Genomic DNA, 14,269 nt, shown 5'->3' with positions numbered 1-14,269 from the left:
GGGCCCGTGTCGGTGCGGGGCGCTGCTAGGCGAGCGACTCCACGGCCGTCGTGGCGAAACCGTGGTCCTGCTCGGGGGCACCGCCGCCGACCCCGATGGCGCCGATGAGACGGCCGTCGCGGTGGACCGGCAGACCACCGGCGATGAACAGCAGCGGCCGGTCGAGGGCGGTGGGCAGGCTGTGGAAGGGACCGTCGGGCTTGACCAGGTCGACGAGGTCGGCGGTCGGCGCGTTCAGCTGCAGCGCGGTGTACGCCTTGCGGGTGCTGGTCTCACCGGAGATCAGGACGGCGCGGTCGTCGCGGCGGAAGGCGAGGAGATGACCCCCGGCGTCGAGAACGGTGACGCTGACGGTGACTCCGGCGGCCTCGGCGGCGCGACCGGCTGCGGCGACGAGAGCATCGGCGTCCTGCGTGGTCAGCGGGGCGACGGCGGTGGTGGTGCTCATGGGGTGCTCCTTGCGGGGTGGTGCGTGGTGCTCTTGGCGAGGGGTTCTTGGGGCAGAGGCCCGAGGGACCGAGGGAAGAGGTCCGGCTCAGTGGTGGACCGGCTCGGCGTGCCGCTGCTCGGCGCCTGCGCCGGCGACGACCAGGCCGGGCGCGGGTTCACGGCGCTCCAGGGCGGCCGACACGACGGCCAGGACGAGGGCGCTCGCGGCGAGCACGGCGCCGACCCAGTTCGGGGCGGTGTAGCCGAGGCCCGCGGAGATCACCATGCCGCCGAGCCAGGCGGACAGGGCGTTGCCGAGGTTGAAGGCGCCGATGTTGACGGCCGAGGCGAGCGTGGGCGCGCCGGAGGCCTGGTCGAGGACCCGCTTCTGCAGCGGCGGCACGGTCGCGAAGCCGAGGGCGCCGATCAGGGCGATGGTGATCGCGGCCAGGATCTTGTTGTGCGCGGTCACCGTGAACAGGCCGAGCACGACGGCCAGAGCGCCCAGGGAGACGTACAGCATGGGCATCAGGGCGCGGTCGGCGAACTTGCCGCCGACGAGGTTGCCGCCGACCATGCCGAGTCCGAAGAGGACGAGCAGCCAGGTCACGGAGCCGTCGGCGAAGCCGGCGACGTGCGTCATCATCGGCGCGATGTAGGTGATGGCCGCGAAGACACCGCCGAAGCCGAGCACGGTCATCGCCATGGCGAGCAGGACCTGCACGTTCTTGAACGCGGCCAGTTCGTGGCGCAGGTGCACGCCCTCGGGCTTGGGCAGGTCCGGGACGAGCTTGGCGATGCCGGCGAGGCCGACGACACCGAGCGCGGCGACGATCGTGAACGTGACACGCCAGCCGGCCGACTGGCCGACGAGGGTACCGAGCGGGACGCCGACGACGTTGGCCACGGTCAGGCCGGTGAACATCATGGCGATCGCGCCGGCCTTCTTCTCCGGGGCCACCAGTTCGGCCGCGACGACCGAGCCGATGCCGAAGAAGGCACCGTGGGCGAGCGAGGCGACCACACGGCCGATCAGCATCACGGCGAAGACGGGAGCGACGGCGGAGAGCAGGTTGCCGACGATGAAGAGGCCCATCAGCAGCATCAGCATGCGCTTGCGGGAGACGCGGGTGCCCAGGGCGGTCATGAGCGGGGCGCCGAGCATGACGCCGAGGGCGTAGCCGGTCACCAGGAATCCGGCCGTGGGGATGGAGACTCCGAAGTCACCCGCGACCTCTGGGAGCAGTCCCATGATCACGAATTCGGTGGTTCCGATCCCGAAGGCCCCGATCGCGAGGGCGAGAAGCGCCAGAGGCATGGGGTTCACCTTCCAGACTGTTGCGGGTGCGCTTTACGAGATCTCACAATAATTGCAGACGCTGGCTAATAGCAAACGCGGGCAATTTCGCGCATCGACTACCCTGGTGTGCAGCCGCTCCGGGACGGAGGATCCACGAGCCATGACAGCGACAGACCCCGCACTCACCGCCCTTTCCCAGGGCTGGTGCGCGCTCTCCCTGCTCCACGGGAGGATCGAGGCGCACATCGAGCGCGCCCTGCAGGCCGAGCACGATCTCAGCGTGCGCGAGTACTCCCTGCTCGACGTCCTCAGCCGACAGCACGACGGGGAGGGCGGCCATCTGCAGATGAAGCAGGTCGCCGACGCCGTCGTGCTCAGCCAGAGCGCCACCACCCGTCTGGTGACCCGCCTCGAGGACCGCGGCCTGCTCCTGCGCTACCTGTGCCCCACCGACCGGCGCGGCATCTACACGAACGTCTCCGAGGCCGGCCTCAAGCTCCTCGAGGAAGCCCGCCCCACGAACGAGACGGCCCTGCGCGAGGCCTTGGACACCGCGGCGGAGAATCCCGAGCTCGCCCCGCTCGTGCGGGCCGTCGAGGGGCTGCGCGTCCCTGTGTGACCCGGGCCGGTCGGTCCCGCCCGGGGTGATCCACGCCCCGGGACAGCCGTCGGGGACGTCCCGCCTAGGCTGCGGCCATGGGAGATCTTGAGATCAGACCGGCCGTGGCCGAGGACGTCCCCGCGATCGTCGCGATGCTGGCCGACGATCCGCTGGGAGCCCGGCGCGAGTCGCCGGAGGACCTCACGCCGTACCTCGCCGCCCAGGCACGGCTGTCCGCCGATCCGAACCAGCATCTCGTCGTCGCCGTACGCGAGGGCCGCGTCGTCGGCACCCTCCAGCTCACGGTCGTCCCCGGCCTCTCCCGGAAGGGGTCCACTCGCTCGATCATCGAGGGCGTACGCATTCACGCCGATGAACGCGGCAGCGGTCTGGGGACGCACCTCATCACGTGGGCCGTCGAGGAATCGCGGCGCCAGGACTGCCAGTTGGTGCAGCTGACCTCCGACGCGACCCGCACCGACGCCCACCGCTTCTACGAGCGGCTCGGCTTCGTGGCATCACACGTGGGCTTCAAACTCCAGCTGTGACGGCCCGCTTCAGTGACAAGGCAGGGCCCCTCGCCCGCTTCAGTGACAAGACAGGGCCCTCGCCCCGCTTCAGTGACAAGACAAGGTTCCTCGCCTGTTTCACGTGAAACAGGCGAGGGGCCGTTTCACGTGAAACGGCCCCTCACGAGATGCCCTCGCCTACTGCGGAATCCCCCGCCACCCCTCCGGGTCCACCCCGCCCGGCACCGGCGCGTCCGAGGCGTAGGGCTCCCGCGTGAAGACGAACGACCCGAGGTCCAGGTGGCTCACCGTGCCGTCGGCCCGCCGCACCGCCTGGAGCAACTCCCCCGCATAGTAGCCGTCGAGGCCGGTCCAGGTGCCGTCGCCGTTCGCCCGGAACCGGGAGCGCCGACCGCCACCGGTCGCCGGCCCGAGGTCCACCCCGCCATCGGCCGTCAGACGCAGCGCCACGACCTGCGTTCCCCAGTACCAGGGCCCTGCCAACTCCAGGACGGCAGAGTCGACTTCGGTGAGCGGCCGCCACGGCGCGGGGATCCGCGGCTCCGCCTCACCAACGATCTTCAGCAGGTCGGCGGCCACCGCGGAGACGGGCACCCCCGACGTGCAGTTGGCCAGAGCGACGGCAGCCAGCCCGTCCTCCTCGCTCAGCCACAGCCCCGCCACGAACCCGGGCAGCGACCCGCCGTGCCCCGCCAGCGTCCGCCCGTCCCGGCGCAGCACCTGCAGGCCGAGCCCGTACGAGGCCTCCCAGTCGCCGGGCAGGACCGGCGCCGCCGGCGTCCGCATCTCCCGTACCGAATCCGCGCTCAGCACGCGGTCGTCACCCCCGGCGAGGAAGGCCGCGAAGGCAGTCAAGTCCCGCGTGGTGGACCACAGTTGACCCGCGGCCGCCATCAGGCCGAGATCCTCGCTGGGTTCGGGCAGCATCACATCGGCGTACGGGTGCACGGCCCAGCCCCCGGCGTGCGGCGCCTGGGGCTCGACGCTGGTGCGGCTCAGGCCCAACGGCTCGAGGATCTCGCCGCGCAGGGCCTCCTCCCAGGTGACGCCGCGCACCGCCTCGACCAGCGAGCCCAGAAGCGTATAGCCCGGGTTGGAGTAGTGGTGGCGGCGGCCGACCGGATGCCGGAACGGCTGCTCACCGAGGACGTCCGCAAGAGTCGGGCGGAGCGTGGCGGGCGAGCGCTCCCACCATGCGCCGGGCGTCTCGGCCGCCAACCCGGCGGTGTGCGCGAGGAGTTCGGCGATCGTGACCTCTCCCGCTCCGGTCCCGGGGAGGTGCTTCTCCAGCGGATCACCCAGGTCGATCAGCCCCTCGTCACGCAACCGCAGTACGAGCACGGCGGTGAAGGTCTTCGTGATCGAACCGATCCGGTACTGCACGTTCTCGTCCGGCCCGTGCCCGTCCACCGAGGTGCGCGAACCGGTCCACACGAGCTCCCCGTCGCGGGCGACCGCGGCAACGAGGGACGGTGCGCGCCCCTCGCTCTGCGCGACGGCGATGCGGTGCAGGAGGGCGCGACGTGTGGTGGGCAACAGCTCTGGAGGTGTCGTCATGCGCCCAGTCCACCCCGGGCACCGGTCAGCGTCGAGCCGATTTCACCGGAGGCTGATCACCGGGCCGCTCGCCGTCCTCGAGGCGAGCCCCCGATCAGGTCTGCGCCATGTCCACGAAGCGCGAGTAGTGGCCCTGGAAGGCGACCGTGATCGTGGCCGTCGGACCGTTACGGTGCTTGCCGACGATGATGTCGGCCTCGCCCGCGCGCGGTGACTCCTTCTCGTAGGCGTCCTCGCGGTGGAGCAGGATGACCATGTCGGCGTCCTGCTCGATGGAGCCGGACTCACGCAGGTCGGACACCATCGGCTTCTTGTCCGTGCGCTGCTCGGGGCCACGGTTCAGCTGCGAGAGCGCGATCACCGGGACCTCCAGCTCCTTGGCCAGCAGCTTGAGGTTTCGGGACATGTCCGAGACCTCCTGCTGGCGGCTCTCAGAACGCTTCGACCCACCGGCCTGCATCAGCTGCAGGTAGTCGATGATGACGAGCTTGATGTCGTTGCGCTGCTTGAGCCGGCGGCACTTCGCGCGGATCTCCATCATCGACAGGTTCGGGGAGTCGTCGATGTAGAGCGGCGCGGCCGAGACCTCGGGCATCCGGCGCGCGAGCCGCGTCCAGTCCTCGTCCGTCATCGTTCCGGACCGCATGTGGTGCAGAGCCACCCGCGCCTCGGCCGACAGCAGACGCATCGCGATCTCGTTGCGCCCCATTTCGAGGGAGAAGATCACGCTGGGCAGGTTGTTCTTGATCGACGCCGCCCGCGCGAAGTCCAGCGCCAGCGTGGACTTACCCATGGCGGGACGGGCCGCGATGACGATCATCTGGCCCGGGTGCAGACCGTTGGTCAGCGAGTCGAAGTCGGTGAAGCCGGTCGGCACACCGGTCATCTCGCCGCTGCGCGAGCCGATCGCCTCGATCTCGTCGAGCGCGCCCTCCATGATGTCGCCGAGCGGGAGGTAGTCCTCACTGGTGCGCTGCTCGGTGACGGCGTAGATCTCGGCCTGCGCTCTGTTGACGATCTCGTCGACGTCGTCGTCTGCCGCGTATCCCATCTGCGTGATGCGCGTGCCCGCCTCGACGAGGCGCCGCAGCACCGCCCGCTCGTGGACGATCTCCGCGTAGTACTCCGCGTTCGCCGCGGTCGGGACCGTCTGGACGAGGGTGTGCAGATACGATGCGCCACCGACCTTGTTGATCTCGCCACGCTTGGTCAGCTCGGCGGCGATGGTGATCGGGTCGGCCGGCTCGCCCTTGGCGTAGACGTCGAGGATCGCCTGGAAGATCGTTTCGTGAGCGGGCTTGTAGAAGTCGGCGCCCTTGAGGACCTCGACGACGTCGGCGATCGCGTCCTTCGACAGCAGCATGCCGCCGAGAACCGACTGCTCGGCGTCCAGATCCTGCGGCGGTACGCGCTCGAAGGTGGCCGGACCGTCGTCCCAGCCCCCGTCGTCCCGGCCGCGCTCGTGCTGATCGCCCTTGCCGCGGCCGCCGTTGCGGTTCTGCCGGGAAGGGGGCAGACGGTCACTGGGACCGCTGTCGGCCCAGGGGTCGTCCAAGGGCTCGGAGATACTCACCGGGCCACCTCCTCCCGTCCGCCGAGCGGACCTCGCCGTGCCTCTCATTCCTACGACACGACACTGACAAATCAGCGGCCCGATTCCGGTTCTGACGCGTCGGTTTCACAAGGTTTCCGAGGCCGGAGGACACGGTGGGCGCCGCACCACGTTAGGCCTGCGGGCACCGTCAGCCAATCTGGTTATCCACAGGCGCTGTGGACGACGGCCCTCTCGCTGTGGAGAACCGGGGAAAACCTGTGCACGACCCGGTGGACAGGCCTGTGAACAAGCCCTCAGACACTTCCCCGGATACGCCCTGACCTGCGCATACCCCGTCCACCGGCTGTGCAGAAGAAAAACTTTCCCGGTCGGCCCAAGATCTCCACGAGCCCCGCCCGACGACACGCGGAAGCCCTCCGCAAGTAAGGGTCACAAAGCAATTGCATCTCTTACCTGTGGAAGATTAGATTGGTGCTCATGACACAGGCTCCCGCGACGTCCAGAACCGCCCGGCGTCGGCACGACCGAGAGATCGTCGCCCTCGCCGTCCCCGCCTTCGGCGCGCTCGTCGCAGAGCCTCTCTTCCTCATGGCCGACAGCGCCATCGTCGGCCATCTCGGCACGTCCCAACTCGCCGGACTCGCCGTCGCCTCGGCCCTCCTCACGACCGCGGTCAGCATCTTCGTCTTCCTCGCCTACGCGACCACGGCCGCCGTCGCCCGCCGCGTCGGCTCGGGCGATCTGCGGGCCGCGATCCAGCAGGGCATGGACGGCATCTGGCTCGCCGTCCTCCTGGGCGCCGCCGTCATCGCGATCGTCCTGCCCACGGCCCCGGCCCTGGTCGGACTCTTCGGAGCCTCGGACACAGCCGCACCGTACGCGGTCACGTATCTGCGCATCTCCGCACTCGGCATCCCCGCCATGCTCGTGGTGCTGGCCGCCACCGGCGTGCTGCGCGGCCTCCAGAACACGAAGACCCCGCTGTACGTGGCCATCGCCGGCTTCGTCGCCAACGCCGCGCTCAACCTCGGACTCGTCTACGGCGCCGACCTCGGCATCGCCGGTTCCGCCTGGGGCACCGTCATCGCCCAGCTGGGCATGGCCGCCGTCTATCTGATCGTGGTCGTCCGGGGAGCCCGACGCCACGGTGCGTCCCTGCGTCCGGACGCCGCAGGTATCCGGGCCTGCGCCCAGGCCGGCGTGCCCCTGCTCGTCCGTACGCTCTCGCTGCGCGCGGTCCTGATGATCGCCACGGCGGTCGCGGCCAGGCTCGGCGACGCGGACGTGGCCGCGCACCAGATCATCCTGTCGCTGTGGAGCCTGCTGGCCTTCGCGCTCGACGCCATCGCCATCGCCGGGCAGGCCATCATCGGCCGTTACCTCGGCGCCGACGACGCCGAGGGCGCGCGCGACGTCTGCCGGCGCATGGTGCAGTGGGGTATCGCCGCGGGAGTGGTTCTCGGTGTCCTGGTCGTCGCCGCGCGCCCGCTGTTCGTCCCCCTGTTCACGAGCGACTCCGTCGTCCAGGACGCGGCCCTGCCCGCGCTGATCGTCGTGGCGCTGGCCCAGCCCATCTGCGGCATCGTGTACGTGCTCGACGGCGTCCTCATGGGCGCGGGCGACGGGCCCTACCTGGCCTGGGCCATGCTGATCACCCTGGCGATCTTCACCCCGGCGGCGCTGTTGGTACCGGCCCTCGGCGGCGGGCTCACCGCTCTGTGGGGAGCGATGACGCTGATGATGGCGGTACGCATGGCAACACTCTGGGTCCGCTATCGCTCCGGCCGCTGGGCCGTCACCGGCGCGACGCGCTGACCGAGGAGCGCCGTTTCACGTGAAACCGTGACACGGCGCAGCCGTGGAACACGACCACAAGCGTGTGGGGCCGCACCCCGAAGGGTGCGGCCCCACATGTGCTTCAAGCTCTGCTCAAGGGCAGTGCTCAGGCAGCGACGACCTCGACGTTGACCTTGGCGGCAACCTCGGGGTGCAGACGCACGGACGTCTCGTGGGCGCCCAGCGTCTTGATCGGCGAGCCCAGCTCGACGCGGCGCTTGTCGATCTTCGGACCACCGGCAGCCTCGATCGCCGAAGCGACGTCGGCCGGGGTGACGGAACCGAAGAGACGACCGGCGTCGCCGGAGCGGACGGCCAGACGGACCTTCACGGCCTCGAGCTTGGCCTTGATCTCGTTGGCCTGCTCGATCGTGGCGATCTCGTGGATCTTGCGGGCGCGGCGGATCTGCGCCACGTCCTGCTCGCCACCCTTGGTCCAGCGGATCGCGAAACCACGCGGGACCAGGTAGTTGCGGGCGTACCCGTCCTTGACGTCGACGACGTCGCCGGCGGTGCCGAGGCCAGAGACCTCGTGGGTCAGGATGATCTTCATTGTTCGGTCACCCTTCCCTTATCGCGCGGTGGACGTGTAGGGCAGCAGCGCCATCTCACGGCTGTTCTTCACGGCCGTGGCGACGTCACGCTGGTGCTGCGTGCAGTTGCCGGTCACGCGGCGGGCACGGATCTTGCCGCGGTCGGAAATGAACTTCCGCAGCATGTTCGTGTCCTTGTAGTCCACGTACGTGACCTTGTCCTTGCAGAAAGCGCAGACCTTCTTCTTCGGCTTGCGCACAGGCGGCTTCGCCATGGTGTATCTCCTGTGTGATCAAGAAGTGGGGGTACGGCCCACCTTCGGCCCGAGGGCTTAGAAGGGGGGCTCGTCCGAGTAGCCGCCGCCGGAGCCGCCGGAGCTTCCGCCCCAGCCGCCACCGCCACCGCCCTGCTGCTGGCCGCCGCCGGCCGGCGCACCGGTCGCCCAGGGGTCGTCGGCGGGAGCACCGCCGCCACCCTGCTGCTGACCGCCGCCGGAGCCACCGCCCCAGCCGCCGCCCTGCTGGCCGCCACCGCCGCCACCGAAGCCACCGCCCTGGCCACCGCGACCGCTGGTCTTGGTGACCTTGGCCGTGGCACTGCGCAGGCTGGCGCCGACTTCCTCGACGTCCAGCTCGTAGACCGTGCGCTTGACGCCCTCACGGTCCTCGTAGGACCGCTGCTTCAGCCGGCCCTGCACGATGACGCGCATGCCTCGCTGGAGCGACTCCGCGACGTTCTCCGCCGCCTGACGCCAGACCGAGCAGGTCAGGAACAGGCTCTCGCCGTCCTTCCACTCATTGGTCTGCCGGTCGAAGGTGCGGGGAGTGGACGCGACACGGAACTTCGCGACCGCCGCACCGGAGGGGGTGAAGCGCAGCTCGGGGTCGTCGACAAGATTGCCGACGACCGTGATGACGGTCTCGCCTGCCATGGGGTACCTCTCGGCGGGTTTGCTGCGGACTGCTTGCTGCTACTCGAATCCCGATGACTGCTGAACTAGGAAGTTCAGTGGGTCTCGGGACGGAGGACCTTGGTCCGGAGGACCGACTCGTTCAGGTTCATCTGGCGGTCGAGCTCCTTGACGACCGCAGGCTCGGCCTGCAGGTCGATGACCGAGTAGATGCCCTCAGGCTTCTTCTTGATCTCGTACGAGAGACGACGACGGCCCCAGGTGTCGACCTTCTCGACCTTTCCGTTGCCCTCACGGACGACGGAGAGGAAGTTCTCGATCAGCGGGGAGACAGCACGCTCCTCGAGATCGGGGTCGAGGATGACCATCACCTCGTAGTGACGCATGTGGAACCCACCTCCTTTGGACTCAGCGGCCACGGTCGTTCCGTGGCAGGAGGGTTGTTATGCGTGAGCAACGGTATCGGCCGCCACTGACAATCGGGCCCCACGAAGGAGCGCCGGGTGGATCAGCGGGTACCAGTCCCTCGTCGGGACATGGGCAGACACCAATGCAGACGGTACAGACTACCCGCACCCCGGCTTCCGGTTGAAATCCGACAGCGGACCACCGCAATCTGTACACATCGGGTGTGTATGGCGCTACGATGCGCCGTCTTCCGCAGGAGGTGCCTCATGGCACAAGCAATGCGACCGAACAGCACGACGGCCGGCTCTCTCTTGGCCTCGGACGGAAAGTCCCATCCCCTTCCCGACACCCTGCTCGCGGTGACCGCGGTACTGGGCGCGATCGCGATCATCTCCTCCCTCTGGACGGGCCTTCATCTCCTCAGCTCGTGGACAGGCCTCGTCGGCATCCTGACCGGGGCCTACGGCCAGTTCGTCTCGGAGACGACCCGCGAGCGCTTCGGCCTGATCCTCGGCCTGGGAGCCTCGGCCGTCGGCTTCTTCATCGGCATGGCCCACGGAGGTCTCTTCGGCGGCGTCATCGGCTGAGGTCAGCACCTCCGCGGCGGCCGACTCCGGTACGGCCAGTCGGGGCGCTCACAGGGCGCAGTAGGCTTCGCGCGAGAGCCGGAGCCCCTGTACCCATGGGGACACACCAGCCCGAGGAGCGCCCCGAATGAGCCTGACCCTGAGGACCATCAGCCGAGAGCAGCATCTGGCATACATCCAGAGCCTGCCCTCGGCGAGCCACATGCAGGTCCCGGCCTGGGCTGATGTGAAGGCGGAGTGGCGCTCCGAGAACATGGGCTGGTTCGACGACCGCACCGGCGAGATGGTCGGCGCGGGCCTCGTGCTGTACCGCCAGCTGCCCAAGATCAAGCGGTATCTCGCGTACCTCCCCGAGGGCCCGGTCATCAACTGGTACGCGCCCAACCTCGACGACTGGCTGCGTCCGATGCTCGCGCACCTGAAGCAGCAGGGCGCCTTCTCCGTGAAGATGGGCCCGCCGGTCATCATCCGGCGCTGGGAAGCCGCTTCGATCAAGAAGGGCATCCAGGACCCGGACGTGAAGCGCCTGCGCGACATCGAGGCGGACTTCATCGAGCCGCGCGCCTTCGAGGTGGCCGACAAGCTGCGCCGCATGGGCTGGCAGCAGGGCGAGGACGGCGGCGCCGGCTTCGGCGACGTACAGCCGCGCTACGTCTTCCAGGTGCCGCTCGCGAACCGCTCCCTGGAAGAGGTCCACAAGAACTTCAACCAGCTGTGGCGCCGCAACATCAAGAAGGCTGAGAAGGCCGGCGTCGAGGTCGTCCAGGGCGGCTACCAGGATCTCGCCGAGTGGCAGCGCCTGTACGAGATCACGGCCGTGCGCGACCACTTCCGCCCGCGCCCGCTCTCGTACTTCCAGCGCATGTGGACGGCCCTCAACTCCGAGGACCCCAACCGCATGCGGCTGTACTTCGCCCGCCACAACGGTGTGAACCTCTCGGCGGCGACGATGCTCGTCGTCGGCGGGCACGTCTGGTACTCCTACGGCGCCTCCGACAACATCGGCCGCGAGGTCCGGCCCTCGAACGCGATGCAGTGGCGGATGCTGCGTGACTCCTACGCGCTCGGCGCCACCGTCTACGACCTGCGCGGCATCAGCGACTCGCTGGACGAGACCGACCACCTCTTCGGCCTGATCCAGTTCAAGGTCGGCACGGGTGGCGAGGCCGCCGAGTACCTCGGCGAGTGGGACTTCCCGCTCAACAAGCTGCTCCACAAGGCGCTCGACATCTACATGTCCAGGCGCTGACCGGGAACCGGGCACGGAGCCCCCAGGGGCCCGTCCCGGCACACCCTGCTCCGCTTTCTCCGCGGACCCGGCACAATTCACGTAGCTCCAAAGTTTCTCCATACCTCTGATACACCGCAGCCACGAGAAAGGTTCCGGGACCGGCCATGGCGCTCACGCTCTACGTCGACACCGCGCGCTGGCGGGCACACCACAAGCACGTGCTCGAGCAGTTTCCGGGGCTCGTCCCCGTCTGCAAGGGCAACGGTTACGGCTTCGGTCACGAACGGCTCGCGGAGGAGGCCACCCGCCTCGGCTCCGACATCCTCGCCGTCGGGACCACGTACGAAGCCGCCCGGATCAAGGACTGGTTCAGCGGTGATCTGCTGGTCCTGACCCCGTTCCGGCGCGGCGAAGAACCGGTTCCGCTGCCCGACCGTGTGATCCGCTCCGTCTCCTCCGTCGACGGCGTGCACGGCCTCGTCGGCGCCCGCGTCGTCATCGAGGTCATGTCCTCGATGAAGCGGCACGGGGTGACCGAGCAGGACCTGCCCCAGCTCTCGCACGCCATCCAGGACGTCCGTCTGGAGGGCTTCGCGATCCACCTGCCGCTCGACCGCACCGACGGCTCGGACGCCGTCGAGGAGGTCATCGGCTGGATGGACCGGCTGCGCGCGGCCCGGCTGCCGCTGCACACCATGTTCGTGAGCCACCTCAAGGCCGAGGAACTGGCGCGCCTGCAGCAGCAGTTCCCGCAGACCCGCTTCCGCGCGCGCATCGGCACGCGCCTGTGGCTGGGCGACCACGAGGCCACCGAGTACCGCGGTTCCGTCCTGGACGTCACGCGCGTCGCGAAGGGCGACCGCTTCGGCTACCGCCAGCAGAAGGCGGCCTCGGACGGCTGGCTGGTGGTCGTGGCGGGCGGTACGTCGCACGGCGTGGGCCTGGAGGCCCCGAAGGCGCTGCACGGCGTCATGCCGCGCGCCAAGGGCGTCGCCCGCGCCGGCCTCGCGACGGTGAACCGGAACCTCGCGCCCTACGTCTGGTCGGGCAAGCAGCGCTGGTTCGCCGAGCCGCCGCACATGCAGGTGTCGATCCTCTTCGTGCCCTCGGACGCCGCCGAGCCGAAGGTCGGCGAGGAACTGGTGGCCCACCTGCGGCACACCACCACGCAGTTCGACCGGCTCGTGGACCGCTAGCCGGCATCTGTCGACGTCGTACGAAGACGAGGCCGGGCACCGTCAAGGTGCCCGGCCTCGTTCTTGTTCCCTTCACTCCGTTCGCTCAGAGTGAACTTCCCTGATCCTTGCCCCAGTTCACCGGGGGCGGCTGTTCGCCGGGGTGGACCGCGTGCCGCGGGGGATGGGCCGCGTAACCGAGCACGAAGACGTCCTCCGCGCCGTCCAGCACGCCGCCTGACGGGTCGTCCTCACCGGAGCGGCGCACCACGTCCCGCTCGGGCATCCAGATGTCGCGCAGGATGACGGCACACAGGTACAGCGTGCCCACGAGGTGGGCCCCGATGGCCAGTTGATAGCCGTCGGTCGGCAGCCCCTGATGCTTGTCACCGCTGGTCGTGTACGCGAGGTACAGCCAGATCCCCAGGAAGTACGCGACCTCGCACGCCTGCCAGATCAGGAAGTCCCGCCACTTCGGCCGCGCCAGAGCGGCGAGCGGGATGAGCCACAGGACGTACTGCGGCGAGTAGACCTTGTTGGTGAGGATGAAGGCGGCGACCACCAGGAAGGCCAGCTGCGCGAAGCGCGGCCGCCGCGGTGCGGTCATCGTGAGGGCCGCGACACCGAGGCAGGCCAGCACCATCAGGGCCGTGGCCAGGGTGTTGACGACGTCGGTGTTGAGCGGCGTGTCCATGTGCTGGGAGATGATCAGCCAGAAGGAGCCGAAGTCGACGCCGCGTTCCTGGCTGAACGTGTAGAACTTCGACCAGCCCTCGGGCGCCAGGATCATCACCGGCAGGTTCACGACGAGCCACGAGCCGGCCGCGCCGAGCGCGGCGACACCGAAGTCCCGCCACTTCCCGGCCCGCCAGCACAGCACGAACAACGGGCCGAGCAGCAGCACGGGATAGAGCTTGGCGGCGGTCGCGAGCCCGAGCAGCACGCCGAAGGCGAGAGCGCGGCCGCGGGACCACATCAGCATCGCGGCCGCTGTGAGGGCCACTGCGAAGAGATCCCAGTTGATGGTGGCCGTCAGCGCGAACGCGGGCGCCAGAGCCACCAGGAGGCCGTCCCAGGGCCGCCTGCGGTGAGTGCGGGTGACGCAGGCGGCGATGACCACCGCGCAGATCATCAGCATCCCGGCGTTGACCATCCAGTACACCTGCTCCTGGTGCTGGATGGTGCCGCTGCCCGGCGTCAGCCACGCGGCGACCTCCATGAACACACCGGTGAGGACCGGGTATTCGAGGTAGTCCATGTCGCCGGGGAGCTTGTCGAAGTACGGCACGAGGCCGTCGGCGAAACCACGCCCCTGGTACAGGTGCGGAATGTCCGAGTAGCACGCGTGCGTGTACTGGGAGCTCGCTCCGTAGAACCACGCGCCGTCGTAGCAGGGGAACTTCTGCACCATGCCGAGCGCGAACATACCGATCATCACGAGCGCGATGACACGGACCGGGGTCCACCAGGAGCGGCCGAGCAGCGCCCGTCGCCCGAGGGGGCCGCCGATGAGCTCGCTGCCTGCTGCCGCGACCTCGTCCTCCCTGGTCGGCGGTACCGGCTCCGGCTCCGGTCGGCTCACATGCGTCGTCTCTGCACTGGGCATGCCGCACATC

15 protein-coding genes are annotated in these 14,269 nt (G+C 69.2%); 6 read left to right on the top strand and 9 right to left on the bottom strand.

Annotation, left to right across the window (positions count from 1 at the left end):
* Positions 1–25: 25 nt before the first annotated feature.
* Entirely contained in the window at positions 26–448 is a 423-nt protein-coding gene (locus tag ACQUQD_RS20640) for a GlcG/HbpS family heme-binding protein (protein WP_428953602.1), read from the bottom strand.
* Between the two features lie 87 nt (positions 449–535).
* The gene (locus tag ACQUQD_RS20635; protein ID WP_428953601.1) at positions 536–1,747 is read right to left on the bottom strand and encodes an MFS transporter; all 1,212 of its coding nucleotides are present in this window, start codon (positions 1,745–1,747) and stop codon (positions 536–538) included.
* Positions 1,748–1,889: 142 nt separating this feature from the next.
* Between ACQUQD_RS20635 and ACQUQD_RS20630 the strand changes: the two genes are divergently transcribed.
* Positions 1,890–2,348, top strand: coding sequence for a MarR family winged helix-turn-helix transcriptional regulator (locus ACQUQD_RS20630; RefSeq protein WP_428953600.1), 459 nt, complete (start codon positions 1,890–1,892; stop codon positions 2,346–2,348).
* Positions 2,349–2,425: 77 nt separating this feature from the next.
* The gene (locus ACQUQD_RS20625) at positions 2,426–2,878 is read left to right on the top strand and encodes an N-acetyltransferase family protein (protein WP_428953599.1); all 453 of its coding nucleotides are present in this window, start codon (positions 2,426–2,428) and stop codon (positions 2,876–2,878) included.
* Between the two features lie 159 nt (positions 2,879–3,037).
* Here ACQUQD_RS20625 and ACQUQD_RS20620 read toward each other — a convergent pair whose 3' ends face one another.
* Together ACQUQD_RS20620 and dnaB are read right to left on the bottom strand one after the other, a co-directional pair.
* On the bottom strand, positions 3,038–4,417 hold the full coding sequence (locus tag ACQUQD_RS20620) for a serine hydrolase domain-containing protein (protein ID WP_428953598.1): 1,380 nt from the start codon (positions 4,415–4,417) through the stop codon (positions 3,038–3,040).
* A gap of 94 nt (positions 4,418–4,511) precedes the next feature.
* Entirely contained in the window at positions 4,512–5,990 is a 1,479-nt protein-coding gene (gene dnaB / locus ACQUQD_RS20615; protein ID WP_428953597.1) for a replicative DNA helicase, read from the bottom strand.
* 459 nt (positions 5,991–6,449) lie between these two features.
* Here dnaB and ACQUQD_RS20610 point away from each other — a divergent pair, with 459 nt between their 5' ends.
* The gene (locus ACQUQD_RS20610; RefSeq protein WP_428953596.1) at positions 6,450–7,787 is read left to right on the top strand and encodes an MATE family efflux transporter; all 1,338 of its coding nucleotides are present in this window, start codon (positions 6,450–6,452) and stop codon (positions 7,785–7,787) included.
* A gap of 127 nt (positions 7,788–7,914) precedes the next feature.
* On the opposite strand, the gene rplI is transcribed toward ACQUQD_RS20610, so the two are convergent.
* The 4 genes from rplI to rpsF all read right to left on the bottom strand — a co-directional run bounded on the left by rplI (position 7,915) and on the right by rpsF (position 9,638).
* Positions 7,915–8,361 carry a 50S ribosomal protein L9 gene (gene rplI / locus ACQUQD_RS20605; RefSeq protein ID WP_428953595.1) on the bottom strand — a complete coding sequence of 149 codons (447 nt, stop codon included), beginning with the start codon at positions 8,359–8,361 and terminating at the stop codon, positions 7,915–7,917.
* Positions 8,362–8,379: 18 nt separating this feature from the next.
* Positions 8,380–8,616, bottom strand: a complete 237-nt coding sequence (gene rpsR / locus ACQUQD_RS20600; RefSeq protein WP_003949403.1) for a 30S ribosomal protein S18 — start codon at positions 8,614–8,616, stop codon at positions 8,380–8,382.
* Positions 8,617–8,673: 57 nt separating this feature from the next.
* A complete protein-coding gene (locus ACQUQD_RS20595; protein ID WP_428953594.1) occupies positions 8,674–9,273 on the bottom strand; it encodes a single-stranded DNA-binding protein in 600 nt (199 codons plus the stop codon).
* A 74-nt stretch (positions 9,274–9,347) separates the two neighbouring features.
* A complete protein-coding gene (rpsF, locus tag ACQUQD_RS20590) occupies positions 9,348–9,638 on the bottom strand; it encodes a 30S ribosomal protein S6 (RefSeq protein WP_006604399.1) in 291 nt (96 codons plus the stop codon).
* 288 nt (positions 9,639–9,926) lie between these two features.
* Between rpsF and ACQUQD_RS20585 the strand changes: the two genes are divergently transcribed.
* The 3 genes from ACQUQD_RS20585 (at position 9,927) to ACQUQD_RS20575 (ending at position 12,674) form a co-directional block, all read left to right on the top strand.
* Positions 9,927–10,247, top strand: coding sequence for a hypothetical protein (locus ACQUQD_RS20585; protein ID WP_428953593.1), 321 nt, complete (start codon positions 9,927–9,929; stop codon positions 10,245–10,247).
* A 127-nt stretch (positions 10,248–10,374) separates the two neighbouring features.
* Positions 10,375–11,496, top strand: coding sequence for a peptidoglycan bridge formation glycyltransferase FemX (gene femX, locus ACQUQD_RS20580; RefSeq protein ID WP_428953592.1), 1,122 nt, complete (start codon positions 10,375–10,377; stop codon positions 11,494–11,496).
* 146 nt (positions 11,497–11,642) lie between these two features.
* Complete coding sequence (locus tag ACQUQD_RS20575) at positions 11,643–12,674, top strand: alanine racemase (protein ID WP_428953591.1); 1,032 nt, start codon at positions 11,643–11,645, stop codon at positions 12,672–12,674.
* Positions 12,675–12,759: 85 nt separating this feature from the next.
* On the opposite strand, the gene ACQUQD_RS20570 is transcribed toward ACQUQD_RS20575, so the two are convergent.
* The gene (locus ACQUQD_RS20570; RefSeq protein ID WP_428953590.1) at positions 12,760–14,259 is read right to left on the bottom strand and encodes a glycosyltransferase family 87 protein; all 1,500 of its coding nucleotides are present in this window, start codon (positions 14,257–14,259) and stop codon (positions 12,760–12,762) included.
* Positions 14,260–14,269 lie beyond the last annotated feature (10 nt).

It is taken from the genome of Streptomyces sp. cg35, from assembly GCF_050410835.1.
In the GTDB taxonomy this organism is placed as follows: Bacteria; Actinomycetota; Actinomycetes; order Streptomycetales; family Streptomycetaceae; genus Streptomyces.
Note: the sequence above shows the minus strand (reverse complement) of the source record. Positions and strands in the feature narration are given on the sequence as shown.